Origin of the sequence: Prevotella sp. P5-108, from assembly GCF_002251385.1 — a bacterium.
GTDB lineage: Bacteria > Bacteroidota > Bacteroidia > Bacteroidales > Bacteroidaceae > Prevotella.
Genome location: NZ_NPJJ01000043.1, coordinates 23,662 through 48,434 on the forward strand (window position 1 = coordinate 23,662; position 24,773 = coordinate 48,434).

The 24,773-nt window shown below is 49.1% G+C and carries 20 protein-coding genes; 11 read left to right on the forward strand and 9 right to left on the reverse strand.

What is annotated here, in order from left to right; translation table 11 throughout:
* Window positions 1-2 precede the first annotated feature (2 nt).
* The 5 genes from CIK95_RS08255 to CIK95_RS08275 all read right to left on the reverse strand — a co-directional run bounded on the left by CIK95_RS08255 (window position 3) and on the right by CIK95_RS08275 (window position 6,619).
* Window positions 3-1,163: a hypothetical protein gene (locus tag CIK95_RS08255; protein WP_144007783.1), complete on the reverse strand. Its 1,161-nt coding sequence runs from the start codon at window positions 1,161-1,163 to the stop codon at window positions 3-5.
* A 10-nt stretch (window positions 1,164-1,173) separates the two neighbouring features.
* Window positions 1,174-1,542, reverse strand: a complete 369-nt coding sequence (locus CIK95_RS08260; protein ID WP_094466766.1) for a DMT family protein — start codon at window positions 1,540-1,542, stop codon at window positions 1,174-1,176.
* 10 nt (window positions 1,543-1,552) lie between these two features.
* Entirely contained in the window at window positions 1,553-3,913 is a 2,361-nt protein-coding gene (locus CIK95_RS08265) for a bifunctional dihydroorotate dehydrogenase B NAD binding subunit/NADPH-dependent glutamate synthase (RefSeq protein WP_094466767.1), read from the reverse strand.
* A 76-nt stretch (window positions 3,914-3,989) separates the two neighbouring features.
* The gene (gene serS / locus CIK95_RS08270) at window positions 3,990-5,279 is read right to left on the reverse strand and encodes a serine--tRNA ligase (RefSeq protein ID WP_094386495.1); all 1,290 of its coding nucleotides are present in this window, start codon (window positions 5,277-5,279) and stop codon (window positions 3,990-3,992) included.
* Between the two features lie 152 nt (window positions 5,280-5,431).
* On the reverse strand, window positions 5,432-6,619 hold the full coding sequence (locus CIK95_RS08275) for an aminotransferase class I/II-fold pyridoxal phosphate-dependent enzyme (protein WP_022311062.1): 1,188 nt from the start codon (window positions 6,617-6,619) through the stop codon (window positions 5,432-5,434).
* A 158-nt stretch (window positions 6,620-6,777) separates the two neighbouring features.
* On the opposite strand from CIK95_RS08275, the gene CIK95_RS08280 reads away from it, so the two are divergent.
* Window positions 6,778-7,806, forward strand: coding sequence for a diacylglycerol kinase family protein (locus CIK95_RS08280; protein WP_094386493.1), 1,029 nt, complete (start codon window positions 6,778-6,780; stop codon window positions 7,804-7,806).
* A gap of 9 nt (window positions 7,807-7,815) precedes the next feature.
* On the opposite strand, the gene CIK95_RS08285 is transcribed toward CIK95_RS08280, so the two are convergent.
* Both CIK95_RS08285 and CIK95_RS08290 read right to left on the reverse strand, forming a co-directional pair.
* Window positions 7,816-8,508: a tRNA1(Val) (adenine(37)-N6)-methyltransferase gene (locus CIK95_RS08285; protein ID WP_094466768.1), complete on the reverse strand. Its 693-nt coding sequence runs from the start codon at window positions 8,506-8,508 to the stop codon at window positions 7,816-7,818.
* A gap of 435 nt (window positions 8,509-8,943) precedes the next feature.
* Window positions 8,944-9,366, reverse strand: a complete 423-nt coding sequence (locus CIK95_RS08290) for a hypothetical protein (RefSeq protein ID WP_094421969.1) — start codon at window positions 9,364-9,366, stop codon at window positions 8,944-8,946.
* A gap of 149 nt (window positions 9,367-9,515) precedes the next feature.
* On the opposite strand from CIK95_RS08290, the gene CIK95_RS08295 reads away from it, so the two are divergent.
* The 7 genes from CIK95_RS08295 (at window position 9,516) to dapA (ending at window position 19,655) form a co-directional block, all read left to right on the forward strand.
* Window positions 9,516-11,165, forward strand: a complete 1,650-nt coding sequence (locus CIK95_RS08295) for a glycosyltransferase (RefSeq protein WP_094466769.1) — start codon at window positions 9,516-9,518, stop codon at window positions 11,163-11,165.
* Window positions 11,166-11,201: 36 nt separating this feature from the next.
* The gene (gene glgP / locus CIK95_RS08300; RefSeq protein ID WP_094466770.1) at window positions 11,202-13,763 is read left to right on the forward strand and encodes an alpha-glucan family phosphorylase; all 2,562 of its coding nucleotides are present in this window, start codon (window positions 11,202-11,204) and stop codon (window positions 13,761-13,763) included.
* Between the two features lie 173 nt (window positions 13,764-13,936).
* Entirely contained in the window at window positions 13,937-15,502 is a 1,566-nt protein-coding gene (locus tag CIK95_RS08305; protein WP_094466864.1) for an NAD(P)/FAD-dependent oxidoreductase, read from the forward strand.
* A gap of 65 nt (window positions 15,503-15,567) precedes the next feature.
* Window positions 15,568-17,028, forward strand: a complete 1,461-nt coding sequence (locus CIK95_RS08310; RefSeq protein WP_144007784.1) for a ComEC/Rec2 family competence protein — start codon at window positions 15,568-15,570, stop codon at window positions 17,026-17,028.
* Window positions 17,028-17,762, forward strand: a complete 735-nt coding sequence (truA, locus tag CIK95_RS08315) for a tRNA pseudouridine(38-40) synthase TruA (protein ID WP_094466865.1) — start codon at window positions 17,028-17,030, stop codon at window positions 17,760-17,762. Before CIK95_RS08310 ends, truA begins: the two co-directional genes overlap by 1 nt.
* An 11-nt stretch (window positions 17,763-17,773) precedes the next feature.
* The gene (locus CIK95_RS08320; protein ID WP_094388404.1) at window positions 17,774-18,691 is read left to right on the forward strand and encodes a DMT family transporter; all 918 of its coding nucleotides are present in this window, start codon (window positions 17,774-17,776) and stop codon (window positions 18,689-18,691) included.
* A 76-nt stretch (window positions 18,692-18,767) separates the two neighbouring features.
* Complete coding sequence (gene dapA / locus CIK95_RS08325) at window positions 18,768-19,655, forward strand: 4-hydroxy-tetrahydrodipicolinate synthase (protein WP_022311052.1); 888 nt, start codon at window positions 18,768-18,770, stop codon at window positions 19,653-19,655.
* Between the two features lie 73 nt (window positions 19,656-19,728).
* On the opposite strand, the gene CIK95_RS08330 is transcribed toward dapA, so the two are convergent.
* Window positions 19,729-20,766 carry a type I asparaginase gene (locus CIK95_RS08330; protein WP_094466866.1) on the reverse strand — a complete coding sequence of 346 codons (1,038 nt, stop codon included), beginning with the start codon at window positions 20,764-20,766 and terminating at the stop codon, window positions 19,729-19,731.
* A gap of 125 nt (window positions 20,767-20,891) precedes the next feature.
* Between CIK95_RS08330 and uxaC the strand changes: the two genes are divergently transcribed.
* Both uxaC and CIK95_RS12880 read left to right on the forward strand, forming a co-directional pair.
* Entirely contained in the window at window positions 20,892-22,292 is a 1,401-nt protein-coding gene (gene uxaC / locus CIK95_RS08335) for a glucuronate isomerase (RefSeq protein ID WP_094466772.1), read from the forward strand.
* Window positions 22,264-22,455, forward strand: a complete 192-nt coding sequence (locus CIK95_RS12880; RefSeq protein ID WP_144007785.1) for a hypothetical protein — start codon at window positions 22,264-22,266, stop codon at window positions 22,453-22,455. The genes uxaC and CIK95_RS12880 overlap by 29 nt, the downstream gene beginning before the upstream one ends.
* A 180-nt stretch (window positions 22,456-22,635) precedes the next feature.
* Here CIK95_RS12880 and CIK95_RS08340 read toward each other — a convergent pair whose 3' ends face one another.
* The gene (locus tag CIK95_RS08340) at window positions 22,636-23,391 is read right to left on the reverse strand and encodes a hypothetical protein (protein WP_094466773.1); all 756 of its coding nucleotides are present in this window, start codon (window positions 23,389-23,391) and stop codon (window positions 22,636-22,638) included.
* A 139-nt stretch (window positions 23,392-23,530) separates the two neighbouring features.
* Here CIK95_RS08340 and CIK95_RS08345 point away from each other — a divergent pair, with 139 nt between their 5' ends.
* On the forward strand, window positions 23,531-24,418 hold the full coding sequence (locus tag CIK95_RS08345) for a lipopolysaccharide assembly protein LapB (RefSeq protein ID WP_094466774.1): 888 nt from the start codon (window positions 23,531-23,533) through the stop codon (window positions 24,416-24,418).
* Window positions 24,419-24,773 lie beyond the last annotated feature (355 nt).

The following is a 24,773-nucleotide window of genomic DNA, read 5'->3' on the forward strand; positions in this document are numbered from 1 at the left end:
AGTTATCTGTTAATAAGTTTGTTCTCAGAGTTTCTTATTCTCTTTTCTGTCTCAGTAATTGTGTTGAGCAGTTGCTCTGTTTCTTGTTCTTTATTGATGATGTCAGTAGATACTTTTGCTTTCTGTCCTTTCGAGAGACTTTCATAATTCAGCCTCATCTTGTCAAGTTCTTCCATCTTTTTGCGATAGAGTGCCTTTTGTCCGTTGAACATCAGGAATTGCTGGCGGTTTGCTTTGCTCCTGAAGTTATCCAGGCGATGATAGACCAGCTTGTCATTGATGACAAAGGAGAAATACTCGTCGCTTGACTTGGCTGCTTGGCGTTCCAGCAGATTGGCCTTCTTTTGCAGCCCTTCTGCGCGGTTACCAAATTTCCATGTGTCGGCGATGCTTTGGATGTTGGCATACTTCTTGAGCTCATCTTCCGTCAAGTCATCCTCCTCAAAACTTTTGCGGAGAGTAGGTGGGATGAATGTATAGATACACACCTTGCCCTCTGGCTGGTTGCGGTCGCTTACCAACCATCCTATATTGTCATACTCGTCTATGGCAAGGAAGTAGTCATTGGCTGTGGAATTGAAGGGGAAACCATAATTCTGGGGCTCATAGAACTTGCCACTGTCGCTGTCGAATGTAGTTGTGAAGATATCGTAACCGCCAACACTGTTGGCTCCCTTTGCCGAGAAGAATAGAGTGATACCGTCAGACAAGACAAACGGATAATTGATTTGATGGAAGGCAGAGTCGATGCCTTCTACCTTGGTGCGTTTACCCCATTTCTCGCCAAGCCAGTCCAAGCGATAGAGCTTATTCCATCTGACAGTGTCTTCTTCCGCATAATAGGCTTGGTCTCCAAATTCATTGATATAGACCGACATCATTACTGATGTTTTCTTGGCCTTGTTGAAGAATTTGTTGTAAGACATGATTTCGCCAGACTCCTTATTGAGAGGAATCTTTGTCAGAAACGAGTCTCTGTCTACCACCAGACTGTCAATAAACATGATTTTTGCGGTTGATGGCAACATGGATGCGTATAGCTTCTCTTCGGGAGATGGCTCTGTCGACACCTTGACAGCCGGCCGTTTAACTCTGCGATGCTTTTGGGCTTGTGTTGATACACAAGCGGAGATGAGCATCATCAATATAATCAGTTTCTTCATAATGGTTATACTATTTCATAAACACAAGATAAACTGCACAGATAATGAGCAGAAAAGCAAGAATGTGGTTCCAGTGCAAGTTCTGGCCTTGGAAGAGGATGTTGGCTATAATGGCAAACACGACCAGACTGACGCATTCTTGAATCACCTTGAGCTGTACGAGCGAGAATGGGCCTCCATTGCCATCATAACCTATGCGATTGGCAGGAACCTGACAACAGTATTCCAAGAATGCGATAGACCACGAGAAGACGATAACCCCAATTAGTGGCCAGTCGCGTGAGAGGCCGGTTTGCTGTATTTTCAGATGGCCGTACCAGGCCAATGTCATAAATACGTTGCTCAGTATAAGTAGAATGATGGTGTACAACCCGTTCATTTTCTTTTCTTTATTTGTTGTCGTTAGACATGTTGATTAGGCGCTCAGCCATGTTCTTGGCAGCGCGACGCCCGTCGCCCATTGCCAGAATTACGGTAGCGCCACCTCTTACTATATCGCCGCCAGCATACAGTTCTGGACGACTGCTCTGCATCTGTTCGTTCACGACGATGGTATTCTTTCGCCCCAGTTCCAAGCCGGGTATCGACTTGGGTACAAGTGGGTTGGGCGATACGCCCACAGCAACAATTACCTGGTCACATTCTATTGTCAGTGTTTCCCCAGTAGCTATAGGGCTTCTTCTTCCGCTTGCGTCGGGTTCGCCCAGCTTCATGATATCGAGTACGGCAGCCTTCACGCGTCCTTCTTCATCAGCCAGATATTCTTTGGGATTATGGAGTGTAAGGAAGTTGATGCCTTCCTCTTTGGCATGCTTTACTTCTTCCAGACGGGCAGGCATCTCTGTCTCCGACCTGCGGTAGGCGAGGGTGACATCTGCTCCCAAGCGCTTTGCCGTGCGACAAGAGTCCATTGCCGTGTTTCCGCCGCCTACTACCAGCACTTTCTTGCCGATATTCATGGGTGTGTCTGTCCGTTCATTGGCGGCATCCATCAGATTTACTCGGGTCAGATACTCGTTGGATGACATAATATTGATGTAGTTTTCGCCAGGGATGTTCATGAAGTTGGGTAATCCTGCGCCTGAAGCGACGAATATCCCCTTGAATCCCTGTTCTTCGAGCTGCTCTACTGTTATGGTCTTGCCTACAATACAGTCGGTTTGGAATTCCACGCCCATCTTGCGAAGATTGTCTATCTCAACATCGACAATCTTATTGGGCAAACGGAATTCGGGAATACCATACTTCAGCACTCCGCCAATTTCGTGAAGTGCCTCGAATACATGTACGTGAAAGCCGTGCTTGGCCATTTCGCCAGCGAAACTCAGACCGGCAGGACCCGAACCGACAACCGCTACTTTGATGCCGTTCTTAGGTGCCATATCCGGCAGTGCGATACTATTGCTTTCACGTTCATAATCGGCGGCGAAACGCTCAAGATAACCTATGGCCACAGCTGGTTCGTTCATCTTGAGATGGATACATTTGCTTTCACACTGTTTCTCCTGGGGGCATACGCGGCCACATACGGCGGGCAGAGCCGAGGTTTGTTTCAGCACCTTGGCAGCAGCGAGGAATTCGCCGCGCTCTATATTCTTGATGAATGAGGGGATGTTGATACTTACAGGACAACCTTCCACGCATCCAGGCTTGGCACAGTCCAGACAGCGTTGAGCCTCAACGAGAGCCATCTCTTTGGTGAGGCCTTTGTTGACCTCTTCCAGTCGTGTTGTGGCGCGATAGGTGGCATCCAGTTCGGGCATTACCACACGGGCAATCGTTTTGCGCTCTTTGGCACTCTTCGCCTTTCTCAGTTCTTCACGCCATGCAGCGTTGCGGTCTGTGAGGTCGCATGCTTCGGCAGTATTGTTACACTTGCAGCTCTTGCTGTCATCACAGCTCTCTTTCTCTTCAGCTACGGGAATAGTTACGTGTTCGGCATAGTGTTCCATCTCCACGCGTTCAACGGCCTTGAAAGTACCCATACGCTTGAACATTTCATCCCAATCTACGAGGTTGCCGTCAAACTCAGGGCCGTCGATACATACAAACTTCGTCTTTCCGCCAATAGTCAGTCGGCATGCTCCACACATGCCGGTTCCGTCTACCATAATCGTGTTCAGAGAGACGTCGTTAGGGATATTGTACTTTTGTGCCATCAAGGAACAGAACTTCATCATGATGGGAGGTCCGATGGCAAGCACCTTGTCGACATGCTCGCGCTTGATGACCTTTTCCATACCTGCGGTGACCACACCTTTTTCGCCCCACGAACCATCGTCGGTCATGATGATGACCTCGTCTGAGTATTGGGCGACTTCGTCCACCATTATCACCAGTTCCTTTGTGCGACCGGCCAGTACCGATACTACTCGGTTACCGGCTTTTTTCAGCGCAGTAAGAATCGGTAATATTGCGGCTATTCCAATGCCGCCTCCAGCACAAAGCACGGTTCCGTAGTTCTCGATTTTTGATGGAGTTCCCAACGGGCCTACTACGTCTTCTATATATGCCCCTGGTTCCAATCGGCACAATTTGGTAGAAGAGAGACCTACTTCCTGTACTACCAGAGTAAGGGTTCCTTTGTCGGCATCAGACATGGCGATAGTATAGGGTACGCGTTCGCTGTTCTTGTCGACGCGGATGATGATGAAGTTGCCGGCTTTGCAGCTTCTTGCTATAAGCGGCGCTTCTATTTCAAGGCAGAATACTCTCTCTGAATATTGTTTTTTGGAAATAAGTTTGAACATGGTGGAATGATGATTTCTTGTTGTTAACAAGTGGGGAAGGGCTATTTGCCCTTACCCCATATATAATAAGGTGGAATTAGAAATTCTTGTCGTCGAGCATCTCGAAGCCGCAGTAGGGTACCAGTACACGAGGAACGCGGATGCCTTCAGGTGTCTGGTTGTTCTCAATGATAGCGGCTACAATACGTGGAAGAGCCAGGGCCGAGCCATTGAGTGTGTGGCAGATTTCTATCTTCTTAGTGTCATTGCGACGGAAACGGCAGTGCAGGCGGTTGGCCTGATAACTCTCAAAGTTGGATACTGACGAAACCTCAAGCCAACGCTTTTGTGCAGCGCTCCATACTTCGAAGTCATAGCAGATGGCAGAGGTGAAACTCATGTCGCCGCCGCACAGACGCAGAATATGATAGGGGAGCTCCAGCTTCTTCAGCAGACCCTCTACATGGTCGAGCATTTCGTTCAGACTTTGGTATGAATGTTCGGGAGTGTCGATGCGTACAATTTCAACCTTGTCAAACTGGTGGAGACGGTTGAGACCTCTCACGTCCTTGCCATAGCTTCCTGCTTCACGACGGAAACAGGCTGAATAGGCGCAGCGCTTGATGGGCAGGTCCTTCTCGTCCAGTATCTCGTCTCTGAAAATGTTGGTAACAGGAACTTCAGCAGTAGGGATGAGATAGAGATTGTCCAGATTGGCGTGATACATCTGGCCTTCCTTGTCGGGCAGCTGGCCGGTGCCATATCCGCTGGCTTCGTTCACTACGTAGGGAGGCTGTATCTCCAGATAACCGCTCTTGCGGGCCTCGTCGAGGAAGAAAGCCTCGAGAGCGCGCTGGAAACGTGCCATCTTGCCGATATAGAGAGGGAAACCGGCGCCGGTAATCTTGACGCCGAGGTCAAAATCAACCAGATTATATTTCTTGAGCAAATCCCAGTGGCAAGGAGCGTCTTCGGGAAGTTCGGGCATGGGGCCTCCTTCTTTGACTACCACGTTGTCAGCGGCATCCTTGCCTTCGGGCACGTCGTCGTTGGGTATGTTAGGGATGGTGAGCAGTATGTCTGTCATATCCTGCTGTGCCTTTGCCATAATCTCTTGCAGAGCCTTGTCGGTACATTTGAGCTCGGCAACTTGTTCCTTGGTCGAATAGGCCTCGTCCTTCTTGCCGTCTTTCATCAACTGGCCTATCTGCTTGGACAGCAGGTTCTGTTGTTGCTTGTTGTTGTCTAATTTCTGCTGGGTTTCACGACGTAGCTTGTCGTACTCCAGTACCTTCTCGATGGCTTCACGAGCACCTTTGAAGTGTTTCTTTTCCAACCCGCGCACCACGCGCTCGGTTTCTTCACTGATAAGTTTTAATGTAAGCATAACTTATACTTTATTATAATATGTATATTTACGCAGCAAAGTTAGTAATAATAATTGAAACGAACAAATAATCGTGACTCTCTTTATCTTGAAAAGAAATAAGCTGACAGAACGTCGTTCTCTCAGCTTATTCCGATTGTTTGTCATTATTGTTACTTGATTATCTCAAGTTCTTTGAATGCTTTCTTCAATATCTGAACACCGCGCTCAACCTGTTCTTGGGTGTGAGATGCCATAAGGGCAAATCTTACCAGCGTATCCTGTGGTGCGCAGGCTGGTGGGATAACGGGGTTGATGAACACACCGTTGTCAAAGGCCAGCTTGGTAACCATAAAGGTCTTCTCGATGTCTCTTACATAGAGAGGTATGATAGGACTTTCGGTATCTCCGATTTCAAAGCCTTCTTCCTTGAAACGCTTCAGAGCATAGTTGGTCACATCCCAAAGGTGCTCCAGACGCGAGGGCTCCTCCTGAAGGATGTGCAGAGCCTCGAGAGCAGCAGCGGTAGCAGCGGGAGTGTCGCTGGCACTGAAGATATAAGTACGGCAGCTGTGGCGCAGGAAATTGATGGTGTCTGCATCGCCGGCAATGAAGCCGCCAATCGATGCAAGGCTCTTCGAGAATGTGCCCATGATGAGGTCTACCTCGTCGGTCAGACCGAAGTGGTCGCAGACTCCGCGTCCCTGCTTGCCGAATACGCCAAGGCCGTGTGCCTCGTCTACCATGAGCGAACAGTTGTATTTATGCTTGAGTTCAACGATTTCGGGCAGCTTGGCCAAATCACCTTCCATAGAGAAAACGCCATCGACTACGATGAGCTTGATGGCCTCTTTGGGCAGTTTCTGAAGCACGCGCTCCAGATCTTCCATGTCGTTGTGCTTGTAGTGGAGCTGAGTGGCAAATGACAGACGGCGGCCGTCAACGATACTTGCGTGGTCGCGGTCGTCACAGATAATATAATCTCCACGGCCTACCACCATTGCGATAACGCCAGCGTTGACTGAGAAACCTGTGGCAAAGCATAGAGCGTCGTCTTTATGTTCAAACTCGGCGAGTTCTTTTTCTAATTGTACGTGAATGTCAAGAGTACCATTCAGAAAACGGCTACCGGCGCATCCGGATCCGTATTTATCAAGCGCTTTGTGGGCGGCCTCGATAACTCTCTCGTCACCGGTAAGACCTGTATAGGCGTTTGAGCCAAACATCAATACCTTGTGGCCGTCCATTTCTACTTCTGGACCCTGTTTGCTGGTTATTGCCCGGAAATATGGATACACTCCTGCAGCCATATACTTCTGTGGCTCTCGGTAATTCTTATACCTTTCTTGTAATTGTCCCATTTTAAACTCTCGTTATTAGTCAAATTTTGTGCAAAGGTACAAAAAAAACTTATAAAAGAGCGAAATGTGATAAGAAATAACTCTTTTTGATAAAAATAATACCGTTTGTGAAGAAATATGGAAAGCTTTTTTGTACTTTTGCAGTTAAAGATTCATTTATGAAGTTGAAAGTATTATTCATAATGAACCCTATTTCGGGTACTACGAGTAAGGATGGCATTGCGCCGTTAATCGACAAATATATAGACAGCAGCAAGTTTGATTGTCAGATTCGCGTTACCGAGTATGCGGGTCATGCCGAGCAACTGGCAAGGCAGGCTGTTGCTGATGGGGTTGATGTCTGCGTGGCTGTTGGTGGCGATGGGACTGTCAATGAGGTAGGTCGCGCCATTGTTCATTCCCATACGGCTTTGGGCATTATCCCCTGTGGCTCGGGCAATGGTCTTGCGCGCCACCTGATGATACCTATCAATATCCGGAAGGCGCTCGAGATAATCAATCTGTGCCAGATACGACCTCTCGACTATGGTGTCATCAATGGCTATCCCTTCTTCTGTACTTGTGGAATGGGTTTCGACGCTTGTGTCAGTCACAAGTTTGCCGAAGCTGGCAAGCGTGGCCCCATCACTTATGTCCAGAAGGTTCTGGAGGAAGGACTGAAGTACCAGCCAGAGACTTACGAGATATGTGATGAGAACGGGACCGCTACTTATAAGGCTTTCCTGGTCTCTTGTGCCAATGCGTCGCAGTATGGCAACAATTGCTACATTGCGCCACAGGCATCCATGAGCGACGGACTGATGGATGTAATCATCATGGAGCCATTCGACCTGCTCGAAGCGCCGCAGATAAGCATTGACATGTTCAATAAGACGCTCGACCAGAGCTCCAAAATCAAGACATTCAGAACCAAACATCTGCATATACACCGCTCCAAGCCCGGGATGATACATTTCGACGGTGACCCTGTTATGACCGACGCCGACGTTGAGGTTACGCTGCAGGAGAAGGGCATCAATATCGTCGTGAACCCTTATGCCGACCGAAGCAAGCGCAAGCCTAATGCCTTCCAGAGCGCCGCAGCGCAGATATTCAATGAGATAAATATCGTGCGTGACGACTTGTCGAAGCAGGGACGCCATGTGCTGGCGCTCAGCAAAGTGCTGCAACGCAAATTGAATATCTGACAGATGTTTTTATAGGTAAAACTCTTCTGTCAGTGCTTTATACCAAGCAGAACGGTCACCTCCCTCCATGAGGACGTGACACTTCTCCAGATAGGAGTCGGTCTGATATTTGCCAAACGTAACCAACATGCGTTTGGCAGTTTTTTTCTCTGTCGTCTTGATTAGTGTTTTCTTGTGGATGAAGAACCCTGCGATGCTGCTTTCCTGCAGGAAGACGGCCGACTGGTCGGTGGGGATGATTATCGATAGCAATCCGTTGGGGGCAAGTAGTCTATAGGCATGCCGGAAGAGGTCTTGGGGAAGCAGCGAGTCGGTGTGGCGTGCCATGGAGCGCTGCTCGTCGGGGCATTTCAGTGACTCTGAAAAGAAGGGAGGGTTGCACACGATGCTGTCATATTGTTGTGGTGGTTCAAATGATGACACATCGCTGTGATATACATTGATTCTCGAGGCAAAACGACTGTCAGCGACATTGCCCCGAGCCTGCTGGCAAGCCTTGGGGTCGATGTCGATACAGTCGATATGCGCGCCGTCAAAGCGCTGGGCCATCATCAGGGCGATGAGGCCGGTGCCTGTGCCGATATCCAATATCCTGTCGCCGCCGTCGGCCCAACTGCCCAAGAGCACACCATCGGTGCCCACTTTCATGGCGCACATGTCGTGCTTGACCACAAACTGCTTGAATGTAAAACAATCCTTCATAAGTGTTGCAGTAATCTCCTTAGTTACAAAGGTAATCATTTTCTCTGTAACCGACAACGTTTCGACCGATATCATTGCAGCCAAATCATTGCAAATCGTTTTTGCCGCCACGATGCTCCTTCATGATATTCTACATGTCGCAAGTTACATGAAGGACGAAACGGCGAAATTATCCGCGATGGCTTTTAATATGATTTTGAAGCGCGATTTGGTGATTTCATGACTTGAAACCATCATTGCAAACTGCGATTTGCAGAATTCGCGCTTTGCAATCTGCGCAAAGCCGTCTCGTAGGCAGATGAGGGTTAAAGTTGGCATCGCCAACGCGCCTGTCATTCACAAGATCGTGACTTGTGGAGAGGCGCGCGTCTCTTATACCTATTTATATTTGTATACAGAGAGTGGGGTGGGGGCTTGCAGATAAACGATGCAAACCTATTTTCTCTTGAACACAATCTGCTTGGGCAGCTTCACCCACTTGCGGTTGCGTGCCACCTTCAGCGCGCTTCCCTTGAGCTGCTTCAGGGTGCAGATGCCGTCCTTGCCGATGACCAGCTCTGCCTTCAGGTCTTCGCTTCCATAGTCATTGACCATGTCGAGCTGGGCTGCGGTGTCGCTGTGGTTGGTTCTGGCGTCTGTAATGAGCCATTTGCGGCCGTCTTTGTAGTCGCCCAGAAAGCCCGGCATGGCACCGTATATTTCCTGGTTGGGCACGACCACGTTGTTTTGGTAAAAATCTATTACCAGGTATATCCCCAACTCTTCGTTGACAAACTTTCCGCTGAAGTTCTTGGTTGACTGCGCAATAGAGTTTAGCGCTGCCAAAAGCAAGATAATGATGGTGTATGTTTTTTTCATTTCGTTACTTCCAAAGATGGTTTTTGCTCTTTTCAAGGGCAAAGTTAGTAATTCCAAATCAAGAAACGTGCCTATATTTGAAGATTTTAACACATAAATTTCTTATTCTGCGATTTTTAGATTACCTTTGCGTCGTATTATAAATAGTTATGAAGAGAACATTATTGTTTCCGGAATATATATTTGAGTCGAGTTGGGAGGTTTGCAATAAGGTTGGCGGTATCTACACAGTACTCTCGTCGCGTGCCCTCACACTACAGAAAGAACTCGGTGACAATCTCATTTTTATAGGTCCTGATTTTGGAGAGGAAACTCCCTATTTTACAGAAGACAAGCGGCTTTACATTGATTGGGTTAATCAGGAGAAGGAATTGGCTTTACGCGTGGGTAGATGGAATGTACCCGGCAATCCTATAGCAATCTTAGTTGACTTCAAACCATTCTTCGCTCAGAAGAATGATATATACACTTGGTTGTGGGAACACTATCAGGTGGATAGTCTGCATGCCTATGGCGATTACGACGAAGCCTCGATGTTCTCCTATGCTGCCGGCCGAGTGGTAGAGAGCTTCTATCGTTACTACATCAATGGCAACCGTCGCGTGGTATATCATGGCAATGAGTGGATGACTGGTCTCGGTCTGCTGTACGTCAAGAGCAAGGTGCCCGAGATAGCCACTATATTCACCACCCATGCCACAAGTATAGGTCGAAGCATCGCCGGCAACAACAAGCCGCTCTATCAGTATCTCGACGCTTACAATGGCAATCAGATGGCTGATGAACTCAATATGCAGTCCAAACATTCCATCGAATTGCGTACTGCCCACAACGTTGACTGCTTCACTACTGTGAGCGACATTACCGCTCTGGAGTGCAAGGAGTTGCTGGACAAGCCCGTAGATGTGGTTCTGCCCAATGGATTTGAAAACGACTTTGTGCCCAAGGGCGCTGCGTTTACCCGCAAGAGGAAGTTGGCAAGAGCCAAACTCCTGAACATAGCCAACGCGCTGATGGGTACCAGTCTGGACGACGACACCGTAATCGTGTCGACAAGCGGCCGTTATGAGTTCCGCAACAAGGGCATCGATGTCTTCATCGACTCTCTCAACCGTCTGCGTCACAATGACAGACTCAACCGCAATGTGCTCGCCTTCATCGAAGTGCCGGGCTGGGTAGGCATGGGCCGTCAGGACTTGCAGGAACGCCTCGCGCTGATGGAGCAAGGCAAGACTTTTGATACGCCCCTCGACAATCCGAGAGTCACCCATTGGCTGCACAATGCCAATGACGACAAGGTGCTCGGCATGATGAACTATCTCGACATGCACAACCGTCTCGATGACAAGGTCAAAGTGATATTCATCCCTTGTTATCTTACTGGCGACGACGGCATCGTCGATATGCCATACTATGACGTAGTGCTCGGCAATGACCTCTGCGTCTATCCCTCATACTACGAGCCTTGGGGCTATACCCCGCTTGAGGCCATCGCTTTCCATGTGCCTTGTATCACTACCGATTTGGCAGGCTTCGGACTGTGGGCCAACCAGGTAAAGGGGGCAGACAGCGAACTCAGAGATGGCGTCAAGGTGGTGCATCGTACCGACTATAATTATAATAATGTGGCCGACGAGCTTTGTGAGACCATTAGAGAGTTTGCAGCCATGTCGCCCGACGAGGTAAAGACATGCCGCGATGCGGCAGTGCGCCTCTCCAAGAAGGCATTGTGGAGCAAATTCATCGCCTACTACAAGGAAGCCTACGACATCGCACTCTCCAAGTCTGCAAAGAGATAATATATATTAATAAGGTAATACTAATAAATTACATATATGAAGATAAAGTCAGATTATGTCAACGAGCCGAAATGGAAGGAGTTGACAATCAAATCAAGATTGCCAGAAAAATTAAAATGTCTGGATGAGCTCGCTCACAACATGTGGTGGGGCTGGAACTACGAAGCACGTAACATGTTTAAGTGTCTCGATGAAAAGCTCTATGAGGAAGTTGGACACAACCCAGTGCTTCTTCTGGAGAGATTAAGCTATGATCGCAAGGTCGAAATCGTGAACGATACAAAGCTGATGAAGAAAATCAAGGATGTATATGCGAAGTTTACGACCTATATGAACGTCAAGCCCGATGCCAGTCGTCCTTCTGTAGCTTATTTCTGTATGGAATATGGTCTCAACCAGGTGCTCAAGATTTACTCCGGTGGTCTCGGTATGCTGGCTGGTGACTACCTCAAGGAGGCTTCTGACAGTAATGTAGACCTCTGTGCCGTAGGTTTCCTCTATCGCTTCGGCTACTTCACTCAGAGTCTGAGTATGGACGGCCAGCAGATTGCCAAATACGACGCCCAGAACTTCAATTCTCTTCCTATTGAGCGTGTTCTGGACAAGGATGGCAACCCTGTTGTGGTAGACGTACCCTATATGAACTATCAGGTACATGCTTATGTTTGGCAGGTAAACGTTGGCCGTATCAAGCTCTATCTGCTCGATACCGACAATGATATGAACTCTGAGTTTGACCGTCCTATCACCCATTCACTGTATGGCGGCGACTGGGAGAACCGTCTGAAGCAGGAAATCCTGCTGGGTATTGGTGGTATCCTTACTCTGAAGAAGCTCGGAATTACCAAGGACATCTATCACTGCAATGAGGGCCACGCTGCCCTGTGCAACCTGCAGCGTCTCTGCGACTATGTTGACAATGGCCTTACCTTCAACCAGGCTATGGAGCTGGTTAAGGCTTCTTCACTCTATACCGTTCACACTCCTGTGCCTGCCGGTCACGACTACTTCGATGAGTCTCTGTTTGGCAAGTACATGGGCGGCTATCCTTCACGTCTCGGCATCAGCTGGGATGAGTTTATCGGCATGGGTCGTCAGAATCCAGATGACCACAGTGAGCGTTTCTGTATGTCAACATTCGCTTGCAACACCTGCCAGGGTATCAATGGCGTGAGCAAGCTTCATGGCTGGGTTAGCCAGCAGATGTTCCAGCCCCTGTGGAAGGGATATTTTGCAGAGGAAAACTCAGTGGGCTATGTTACCAATGGCGTTCACTTCCCATCATGGACAGCGACAGAGTGGCGTAAGGTATATGACAAGTATTTCGACGAGTCGTTCATGAGCGACCAGAGCAATGAGTCTATCTGGCATGGTATCTACAACGTTCCAGACGATGAAATCTGGGAGACCCGTATGGCTCTCAAGAAGAAGCTCATTAGCTATATCCGTGAGAAGTTTACCCAGACATGGCTCCGCAACCAGGGCGACCCTGCTCGCGTGGTATCCCTGCTTGAGCGCATCAACCCCAACGCGCTGATGATTGGCTTCTGCCGTCGTTTTGCTACTTACAAGCGCGCCCACCTGCTCTTCACCGACCTGGATCGCCTCAGCAAGATTGTTAACGACCCCGAGCATCCAGTTCTCTTCTTCTTCTCTGGTAAGGCTCACCCCGCCGACGGTGCCGGACAGGGACTTATCAAGAAGATCTTTGAAATCAGCCAGCGTCCAGAGTTCCTCGGTAAGATTATCTTCCTCGAGGACTACGATATGCAGCTTGCCCGTCGCTTGGTATCTGGTGTCGATATCTGGATGAATACTCCTACCCGTCCTCTCGAGGCTTCCGGCACATCTGGTGAGAAGGCCGAGATGAACGGTGTGGTTAACCTCTCTGTTCTTGATGGTTGGTGGGTTGAAGGCTATCGTGAGGGTGCCGGTTGGGCTCTCCCCGAGAAGCGTACCTATCAGAACCAGGGTTATCAGGACCAGCTCGACGCAGCTACAATCTATGGTCTGCTCGAGAATGAGATTATTCCTCTCTACTATAAGAAGTCTAAGAAGGGCTATAGTGAGGGTTGGATTAAGGTAATCAAGAACTCTATCGCCACTATCGCTCCCCACTACACCATGAAGCGTCAGTTGGATGACTACTACACTAAGTTCTACAACGCCCAGGCTGCACGCTACCACAAGCTGGCTGCCGACAACAATCGTCTGGCTAAGGACCTGGCTCAGTGGAAGGAAACCGTTGCCGAGCGTTGGGATAGTATCAACGTTGTGTCTAAGGAGACAGCTCTCCTTGATAATGGCGGCGAGACCGGAGTAAGCTACAAGCTGAGATATGTTATCGACGAGCAGGGCCTGGTTGACGCTGTTGGTCTGGAGATTGTTTCGCTCAACAACGAGCTTACTCCTGATGGTCGCCAGGTTTACAGCGTTCATCCGTTCGAGGTAGTTGGCCACGAGGGCAATAACTATATCTTCGAGGTAAATGTTGAACCCGATGTTGCTGGTGCCTTCCGTACTTGTGTTCGTATGTATCCCAAGAATGCTGAGCTGCCCCATCGTCAGGACTTCTGCTATGTGAAGTGGCTTGACTAACATTATTAAATTTATATATGGAGAGGGTGGTTGTTTGAGCAACCATCCTCTTTTTTTGTCCACATCTGGCATTTTTATTTGTAATAGATTGTGTGATTAATATAAATGATGTATTTTTGCAGATGAGATAGGTCTTTGGAATGCGGCCTGTCAGAATAATATATAGTATAGATATGACCACCGATTACCAGATAAGAGTTACGCCGCAAGTCGCGGCAAGCGAACAGAGTATATTACAGTTTTTGGCAGACGAAAAGGGCGTCGACGTGACTAATGTTACGACCACGCGCATTGTCAAACGGTCAATAGATGCCCGTCAGCGTAATATATTCATCAACCTCACGGTCAGAGTCTACATCAATGAGTTTCCTTCCGGTGACTTCCAACGCACCGTCTATCCCCAGGTAGATGAAAAGCCTCAGGTGCTCGTGATAGGAGAGGGCCCCGGCGGCTTGTTTGCTGCTTTGCGACTGATAGAACTTGGGTATAAGCCGATTGTGCTTGAGCGTGGAAAGAATGTCCATGACCGTAAGCGTGATATGGCACTCATTGCCAAAATCCAAAAGGTGGATGAAGAGTCCAACTATTGTTTTGGCGAAGGCGGAGCTGGCGCTTACTCGGATGGCAAGTTGTTTACACGCAGCAAGAAGCGTGGCAATGTCGACAAAATACTTAATGTGTTCTGTCAGCACGGTGCCTCCACATCCATTCTGGTTGATGCCCATCCTCATATAGGTACCGACAAGTTGCCCCGAGTTATAGAAAACATGCGCAACACTATCCTTGGATGTGGCGGTCAGGTGCATTTCCAGACCAAAATGACCAGCCTCATCACAAAGGGCGACACCGTTGTTGGTGTAGAGGCCGTCGATTTGGTGACAGGTGACCAACGTAGTTGGAGTGGACCGGTCATTTTGGCGACGGGTCATAGTGCTCGCGACGTTTATCGTTATCTTTATCGTGACAATATTGAGATTGAGGCCAAAGGCATTGCCGTCGGTGTAAGACTCGAGCATCCCGCCATGCTTATAGACCAGATACAATATCACAGTAAGCAAGGTCGCGGCAAATACCTTCCTGCTGCAGAGTATAGCATGGTCACTCAGGTTGACGGAAGGGGCGTTTATAGCTTTTGCATGTGTCCCGGCGGTTTTGTAATACCCGCTGCAACAGGACCCGAGCAAATCGTTGTCAATGGTATGAGCCCCGCCAACCGTGGAACCAAGTGGAGCAATTCGGGTATGGTTGTCGAGTTGCGTCCCGAGGATATCGATGCAGACAATCCATTGGCCGTTATGCACTACCAGGAGGAAGTTGAGAAGATGTGTTGGCAACAAGGAAACCGTCAGCAGACAGCTCCAGCCCAGCGAATGGCTGACTTCGTGAACAACAGATTGAGCTATGACCTACCCGCAAGCAGCTATGCGCCCGGATTGATTTCGAGCCCATTGCATTTCTGGATGCCCAAGCCGATTGCATCACGGCTTCAGGAAGGTTTCAAGACCTTTGGTCGCCAGGCTCATGGTTTTCTTACCAATGAAGCGGTGCTCATAGCTATGGAAACACGTACCAGCTCTCCGGTGAGAATACTTCGCGACCGGGAAACGCTTATGCATGTGAGACTCCATGGCCTTTTCCCCTGTGGAGAAGGAGCGGGGTATGCAGGCGGAATTGTGTCTGCCGGCGTAGATGGTGAGCGTTGTGCCGAGCAGTGTGCTGCCTATCTGCAACAAATCTAATTCAGTCAGGCTTGAGATATAGCGTAGATTTCTATCGTAACAATCCGCTGTTCGTGATAGCGGTTATGTTCATTTTAGGCATAGCTTTGGGCGATATTCTTATGTTGCCGTTTGCAGTTTATGCCGTCCTCCTGATTTCCGCTATAGCTATCGGCAGCTGGTTCATGCGCTTCCCGATTGTTTCAAGTCTGAGTGTCCATGTCGGCGCCATCATCGCTGGAGCCTGGCTTGTCACCATCGCGAAAGAGTACAACAAGGCCATTCCCGTCGGGCGACATTATTATGAGGCTGTTGTCGTCAGCCAACCCGTCATTACCGACAAGTCTTTCAAGTGCGACTTGTGGATTGTCAATACTCCAGAGCCTATCAAGGTGAAGGCCACGCTGTTGCGCGATGCCCAACTCTATGGCGATACGCTTAGGCCTGGCGACGGACTTGTCGTCAGCACCGCCTTGAAAGCCGTAGCCGATGTAGACTACAGTGACGGACATTTCGATTATCAGCGCTGGCTGCGTGTCAATCACTATGATGCGACCGCTTATGTATGGCAAGACTGGCAACGTGAGCAAATCAAAATAAGCAATTTGCCAACCATGGAGAAAATACGCATGCGTGCAACGATGTGGCGTGGCAACTTGCAGGAGAATTACAGGCGTCTGGGTCTTGAAGACAGGACATTGGCACTCATTAGCGCGATGACTATTGGCGACAAGAGTCTCCTTGATGACCAAATGCGTGACGAATACTCCATTTCCGGTGCAAGTCACATCCTGGCTTTGAGCGGTTTGCATCTGATGGTGTTGTTTGTGATAGTCAATTACATTATGAATGGCATCGCCAAGTTTCTGATTGGTTACACCGGAGGCAAAGGAAGACTCACTATCAAATTCATTAAGGCTCTTTTATTGTTTGGGTTGATATGGGGATTTACTATCCTTGTCGGACTTTCGCCCAGCATTACGAGAGCCGCGACCATGATTAGCCTGTATGCAGTTGTCGATTTAGACAACAGACCACATCAGCCATTCAATACATTGGCGTTTACAGCCCTGGTAATCCTTCTCTTCAATCCCTTATCCTTGTGGGATGTTGGATTTCAGTTGTCTTTCATGGCCGTTTTGGGTATCTTCTTCTTTCAACCCAAGCGCCGACTCAACTGGTTTCTGTCACTGTTGTGGCTCTCCTTGTCAGCCCAGCTGGCGGTGGCACCATTGCTGTTATACCATTTCGGCCGGTTGTCCTGTTATTTCCTTCTCGCCAACATTGTGGTGGTGCCTTGCGCGTACATTATAGTTTATTCCGCATTTGCCGTATTGCTCCTTACCCCTGTCGCCATAATCCAACGGTGGATGGTGGCCATTCTCACATCTGCCGCCCATACCATGGACAGCAGCGTGAGGGGAATTGCCATGCTGCCCGGCGCTTCTATCGAAAATATTCATTTTGATGGCGTTCAGGTCGTTGCTCTTTATGTGTTAATCATTTGTGTGTATCGCATATTTTGTCTAACTTTGCATTCCAAATGATGAGTCGATATTTTATTTATCTTAGTTTTGACGGAACCGCCTATCATGGTTGGCAGATACAGCCCAATGGAATATCTGTCCAGCAGGTTCTTCAAGAACGATTGTCCACACTGTTGAGAGGCACCATCGAGGTGCTGGGTGCCGGTCGCACCGACGCTGGTGTCCATGCCCATTTGATGGTTGCACATTTTGATTATGACGGCGAGCTCGATGGAGCCCAACTGGCTTATAAGTTGAACCGGATGATGCCACGCGACATAGCCATACACGACGTGAGGAAAGTCGCAGACGATTTGCATGCACGTTTCTCTGCCGTCAAGCGCACCTATCGTTATTATATACATACCCATCGCAATCCTTTCCATCGTTTTTATTCCTTGGAGATGCCTTATCAGCTTGATTTCGAAGCCATGAATGAGGCAGCCCGGCTGCTGCTCGATGTCAAGGACTTCGGCTCCTTCTGCAAGGCAGGCGCTGATGTCAAGACCACGTTGTGCGACCTGACCAAGGCCGAATGGATTAAGATGGAGGAGCCTGGCTGCTGGTATTTCGAGATTAGCGCCAACCGTTTCTTGCGTAATATGGTGCGTGCCGTGGTTGGCACATTGGTCGAGGTAGGACGTGGCCGTATGACTCTGGATGAGTTCCGTGCGGTTGTAGCTTCCGGTAGCCGTAAAAATGCGGGCGAGAGCATGCCTGCTCATGCCCTTTTCCTCTGGGATATAGTTTATTAAATATATAAGTGATGGTCTGGTTAAGTCTTGCTTTCCTTTCAGCGCTGCTGTTAGGTTTTTATGACACATGTAAGAAGAAATCTCTCGATGGCAATGCTGTCATCCCCGTTCTTTTCCTTAACACCCTGTTTTCTTCTGTTATCTTCTTGCCCTTTATTCTTCTGTCCGCAAACTCCCATCTGTTAGAGGGGAGTATGTTTTACGTACAGTCCCAGGGTTGGGAGGTACACAAGTATATCCTGCTCAAGAGTTGTATCGTCCTGTCGTCATGGACGCTTGGCTATTTTGCCATGAAGCATCTGCCGCTTACCATCGTTGGCCCCATCAATGCCACCCGCCCCGTGATGACGTTGATAGGTGCGCTGCTACTTTTTGGCGAGCGACTCAATGCGTGGCAATGGGTGGGTGTGGTCTTTGCCATCATCTCTTTCTTTATGCTGAGCCGCAGCAGCAAGAAGGAAGGCATCGACTTCAAGCACAACATCTGGATAATCTTTCTTGTCGGAGCAGCACTGTTGGGTGCCGCCAGCGGACTGTACGACAAGTATCTTATGGCGCCTGCCGATAATGGCGGCCTCGCGCTTAACAGTATGACCGTACAGAGCTGGTACAATCTCTACCAGATGGCCATGATGGGTATCGTCCTTCTCATCTGGTGGTGGAAGAGGGGGAAGACCGAGCGCTTCAGATGGAGTTGGTACATCGTGTTCATCTCCGTATTTCTCTGCGCCGCCGACTTTGTCTATTTCTATGCCTTGAGCCTTCCTGCCGCCATGATTTCCATCGTTTCCATGGTACGCCGCAGTTCGGTTATCGTCAGTTTCATGTGTGGAGCCTTGCTTTTCCATGAGAAGAACCTGAAGTCTAAAGCCATAGATTTGCTGTTGGTGCTTGTGGGCATGGTCTTTTTGTGGATAGGAGGTCATTAAAAAATCAAAAAAACGTGCATCCACTTTGCCTTTTGCCATATTTCTTGTAACTTTGTACATAAATAACCACATTATTATGTCACGAAACATATTCAAAGGCTTGGGTATTGCCCTGATAACTCCCTTTACACAAGACGGTGAAGTAGATTATGCTGCGTTACAGCGCCTGATACGATATCAATTGGATAACGGTGCCGATTTTTTCTGTATTCTTGCAACCACTGGAGAGGCACCTTGTCTCTCTCGTGATGAAAAAGACAAGATAACGGAGGTCGTTAAAGAGATTACAAATGGCAGAGTGCCTATCCTTAAATATTGTGGTGGCAACAATACTCGTGAAGTTGTTGCCGAAATACAGGAAACCGACTGGTCTGGAATTGATGGTATTCTCAGTATCTGCCCGTATTACAACAAGCCCTCACAAGAGGGGCTTTACCAGCATTTCAAGGCAATAAGCCAGGCAAGCCCTCTACCCATCGTTTTGTATAACGTGCCAGGACGTACCGGCGTCAACATGAAGCCTGAGACTATCGTGCGCTTGGCGCGAGAGTGCCACAACATCGTGGGAGTCAAGGAGGCGAGCGGCTCGCTTGAGCAGGTGGATGAAATCATCAAGAACAAACCAGATGGCTTTGAGGTCATCAGCGGCGACGATGCACTTACGTTCTCTATGGTTGCAAGTGGCGCCATCGGAGTCATCTCTGTGATAGGCAATGCACTGCCCAAGGAGTTCTCGCGTATGATTAGACTTGAGTTCAAGGGCGAATACGACCCCGCCAGAACCATCCACCATCGTTTTACCGAACTTTACAAACTGCTCTTTGTTGATGGCAACCCTGCTGGAGTCAAGGCTCTGCTCAACGACATGGGATATATCGAAAATGTATTGCGTCTGCCTTTGGTCCCCACTACCATTGCGACCAAGGAGAAGATGGCCAACATTCTCAAGGAGCTTCGCATATAGGACGAGACTTCATTATAAGATACGAAAGAGGGATATGCTGTCAGCATATCCCTCTTTCGTATCTCTATTTGGCTTACACTTCAGTAAGTTCACCGGCTATAGAGTGAGCCATCAGCTCTCTGATTTTCTCCGAGTCATCGTATCTCCCTTGCAGATACATCAACTTGGTGGCGGCAGCCTCTACGGTGCTGTCTCTGCCAGAGATGATGCCCGCCTGGAGCAGTTGCCGTCCCGTATCATACCTTCCCATTTCCACCTTGCCCGATATACATTGGCTAATGTTGACCACCACCACGCCGCGATTGCTCGCCTCGCGCAGTTCATTGACAATCCATGGGTAGTGAGGTGCATTTCCGCTGCCATAACTGCGCATGATGATACCCCGGAGTTCGGGAGCCTCAAGCACGTGCTTCACTATATTCTCGTCTATACCCGGGAAGAGGGAGAAGATGATGACATTGCGGTCCATCTCCTTGTGCACGATAAGCGGTTTGCTGTAGTCGGGGGTAAGGATGTGATGGGTGTGGAAGGTGAAATCGACTCCCGCATCGCAGAGGTGCGGGTAGTTGAACGAGTCAAAAGCGTTGAACCCGTCGGCATTCTGCTTGGTGGCACGGTTGCCTCGCAGCAGATGGCCGTTGAAGTAGATGCACACCTCGGGCACCATCGGGGTGCCGTCTGGACGATAGGTCGACGCCAGCTCTATACTCGTCAGGATATTCTCCTTGCCGTCGGTGCGCAACTGGCCTAATGGCAGCTGGCTTCCGGTTAGGATTACCGGTTTGGTGAGGTTCTCTAAGAGGAAAGATAGGGCCGAAGCGGTGTAGGCCATGGTGTCTGTACCATGCAGGATGACAAAGCCGTCATACATATCATACTGTTCACCGATGATAGAGACCAGCTTTATCCATGAGTCAGTGCTCATATCGCTCGAATCTATTGGCGGATTGAACTGATAGATGTCTATATCAGTCTTGATATATTGGAATTCCGGCAAATGCTCTTTAAGATGCTTAAAATCCAATGGCTCCAGGGCGCCGGTAGCGGGGTTTACACCCATTCCAATGGTGCCACCGGTGTAAATGAGCAGTACTTTTCCTTTTTTTCTCATCATTAAGAATGTAAAGATGATTTGTCAAAATCATATATTCCATGCAAATTTACATTTTTTTTGGTTCTTGCACAAAAAAAATCAGTACATTTGCAACCAAAATAACATATTAATTGATTTATTGTATGAAACAATTTATGGATGCCGATTTCCTTCTCGACACGGAGACGGCCAAACATCTTTACCATGACCACGCTGCCAAGATGCCAATTATCGATTATCATTGTCATCTTGACCCTAAAATGGTGGCCGACAATCATCAGTTTTCAAGCATTACCGAATTGTGGCTTGGAGAGGACCATTACAAGTGGCGCGCTATGCGTACCAATGGCATTGATGAAAAATATATTACCGGTGATGCTTCCGATTGGGAGAAGTTTGAGAAATGGGCTGATACCATTTCCTACTGCTACCGCAATCCGTTGTATCACTGGACTCACCTTGAACTTCGTTCGGGTTTTGGCATAGACAAGGTGCTCAGCCCAGCCACTGCGCGCGAAATCTATGACGAATGTAATGAGAAACTCAAACTCCCCGAGTTTTCGGCACGCGGACTGATGTCCCGCTTTAATGTTGAGTGCGTCTGCACAACCGACGACCCCATAGATGACCTGACTTATCACAAGCAAGTCAAGGAAAGCGGCTTCCAGATTCACATGCTGCCCGCCTGGCGCCCCGACAAGGCCATGAATATTGACAAGGCGGGCTTTGCCGATTATGTGCAGACTCTGGGTGAAAAGGCCGGCGTGAACATCGTCCACTTCAAGGATATGGTTGATGCCCTCCAGAAGCGTCATGACTATTTCAACGCCTGCGGATGCCGTCTTTCCGACCACGGCATTGATGAGTTCTACGACGAGCCATACACCGCGTCACAGATTGAGACCATCTTCTCCAAGGCCATGCGTGGCATGAGCCTGTCGGCATTGGAGATTCGCCAGTTCAAGCATTGCTTCCTTACCCTTAGTGCTGAAATGGACGCCGCCGACGACTGGACACAGCAGTACCATTATGGCCCTATCCGCAACAACAATACGCGTATGTTCAACGCCATAGGCCCCGATACGGGCTTCGACTCCATCGGCGAGTTCAATACCGCTACGGCTATGTCTCATTTCTTTGACCATCTCAATAGCGAGGGCAAACTTACCCGCACCATCATCTACACCCTCAACCCCTGTGCCAATGAGATGATAGCCGCGATGATAGGCAACTTCCAGGATGGCAGCGAGCCGGGCAAGATGCAGTTTGGTGCAGGCTGGTGGTTCAACGACCAGCTCGACGGAATGACCCGCCAGATGAACGCCTTGTCCAACCTGGGTCTTCTGTCAAGGTTTGTGGGCATGCTGACCGACTCTCGCTCGTTCCTGAGCTATCCCCGTCATGAGTACTTCCGTCGTCTGCTGTGCAATCTGTTAGGTACAGACGTGGAGCGAGGACTTATACCCAATGACGAGGAACCCTTGGCACGCATGGTGGAGGACATCTCCTACAACAATGCGCGCAGATATTTCAGATTCTATTGATACCGTCCAGACCGAAGATAAACAGAGAGGGCTTGCAGCATCATGTTGCAAGCCCTTTTTATCTTTTGGCATGGCGGCATTGTCATTTGCCCTGTTCTTGATAGTAGATGACGGCAGCGAGAGTCGGGATGTGCGTTTGCTGCATATCATGGTCTTGTTGTGAGAGCAACGCAATATATATCAGTAAAAACCAAAAACATCCGAGGTCTCATTAAAGATAATTCCGTGGTTTGATTTATGGCTTTCACACTTTGATACCGTCTTTTCACGCCATGATTTTGTGGTTTCGCGCTTTGCAATCAACTCGTATCTTATCTCCAACTGAAATGGCGCCTCTGCGCGGTCAGGGGCGCTGGTTGGGGTAGAGGTGGTGGTCGCCATAGAACGGGCGGTTGTTGTCATACCACGCCTGTTGTACATCGACCTGGATGGAAAACGACGGACTGAAGTTGTATTTGGCACCTATACCGATGACATTGGCACCGGGAGTGGCAAAGCCATAACCCGTACGCATGGAGAAGGGTAGGGCGCTGTAGCCCCAATAGCCATATCCGGGCATACCATAACGATTGAAGAAGGAGTTATAGTTGTTGGCTATCGAGAGCTGGCCATAGGCATAGAGTTCCCACTTCTCATTGATTTTATAACCCAGAATGCCATAGAGACCGACATCACGGTAGGCGTCGCCGCCCCAAGTGGTGTTGTTGAAGTAAATGCCGGCTGCACCCCATAACTTGCCGTCGCGCGTAAGGGGCGCGAGATAGGCGGCATTGATGTTCTGGCCGAAGCCGCCACGATGAGGGGCGTGTTTGCCCAGTGTGGCAAAGGCGCTGAAGTCGAGCGCGAGGTTGAGCCCCTCGTGCATGCCGCCGATATAGGTATCGACATTGGGCTCGGGTTGGGCAAGCTCGGTATTCAGAAGCCGTGGCTCGCCATTGTAGATGCGTGGCGCCTGTCCTATATAATATAAGGTGTCGCCGGGAAGCAACCATTCGTTGCGCATATTGTCTGCACTGTGGAGCGGACCACGTGCTATACGCTGTGCAAATATGGCGTGGCTCATGCTGAAGAGCCATATTAAAAGCATAATTCGTTTCATAACGGCAAAATTAATAGTTTCGGATAACTTATCGGCAACTTCGAGGCAAAAAAAGTTGGTTTTGTTTGCCTTGTTAACCTAATTTATGTTACCTTTGTAAATTGTAGAGCTTTTATTAATCACTAATATAACGATAGAAATGGGTTTTTTGAAGTCATTATTAGGCTTGGGTGGCGACGATGACGCCGCCAAGAACGACGATAACAAGAGTAAGGAATTTGATGTGCTCAAGTACGACGGCGTGCGCGCCCTCCGTATGGGTCAGAACGAGTATGCGGTAAAGTGCTTTGAACATGCGCTCCAGATACATGATGACCTTGAGACCTGTGACTATCTCTCCCAGGCCTATCTGCGACTCGGCGACCTCGAGAATTCCTACCAGTATCTCGGTCGTCTCGCCGAAGCACAGCCCGACAATGAGCAGATATGGCTGCGTATGGCCAATGTGGCCTATATGCGTGAAGACTACGACGCCCAGCAACAGATGAGCAACAAGGCTTTGGAAGTTAATCCTGAAAGTGCCGAAGCCCATTACTTGTTGGCCCAATCGTATGTAGGACAGGGCAACCCCATACTGGCAATAGCCATGCTTACCAAGGCAATAGCCATCAACGAGGCTTTCCTCGGTGCCAATCTGCTGCGTGGAGAGACCCTCCTAAAGATGGGCGACCTCGCCGGTGCCGAGGCTGATGTGAAACTGCTCATGGAAAAGGTGCCCGACAATGAGGATGCGCTGCTCCTGGCTGCCAGAGTGGCCAAGGCCAAGGATGACCTCGATGGCGCTTTGGCTTACTATGACCGCGTGATTGACGCCAATCCTTTCAGCGCCGCTGCCATGAAGGAGCGCGGAGCGGTGAAGTATGCTAAGGGCGACAAGGAAGGCGCCGAGGCCGACGCCCGTGCTGCGCTGGAACTGGAACCCGAACAGGTGGCCGATGTCAATGGCGACTATACCGCCCGCGGTACCGAGGACATACAGCGCAAGGTCGAAGAAGCCTATCGCAACACCAATCCATTCGGTGTATAAGCCGGTAGGCTCAGTGAACGTGTCCACCACGTAAACAGGTATGATGGCCCTGCCGACGAGCGGACGCTGTGCACTCGCCAGGTACCTGGAACGAAGGGTGGCTGCGACAGCGATGACCGCAAAGGTGATGGCCAGCGTGGCGACAATTGCAGATAATTGAAAAAAAACTATCGAAATGTTTGCATGGTTCATTAGAAAGTTATACTTTTGTATCATAAACGCAATAATAACGATAATATGATAGCAATGAACGCATACTTTTATGGCTTTTACTTTTACTTTGCAAGCAATTGTGAAGCGGGAAGTTGCGTATAAAATCAACTTAGGATATTAACATAACAGTAATCCCGCTTCA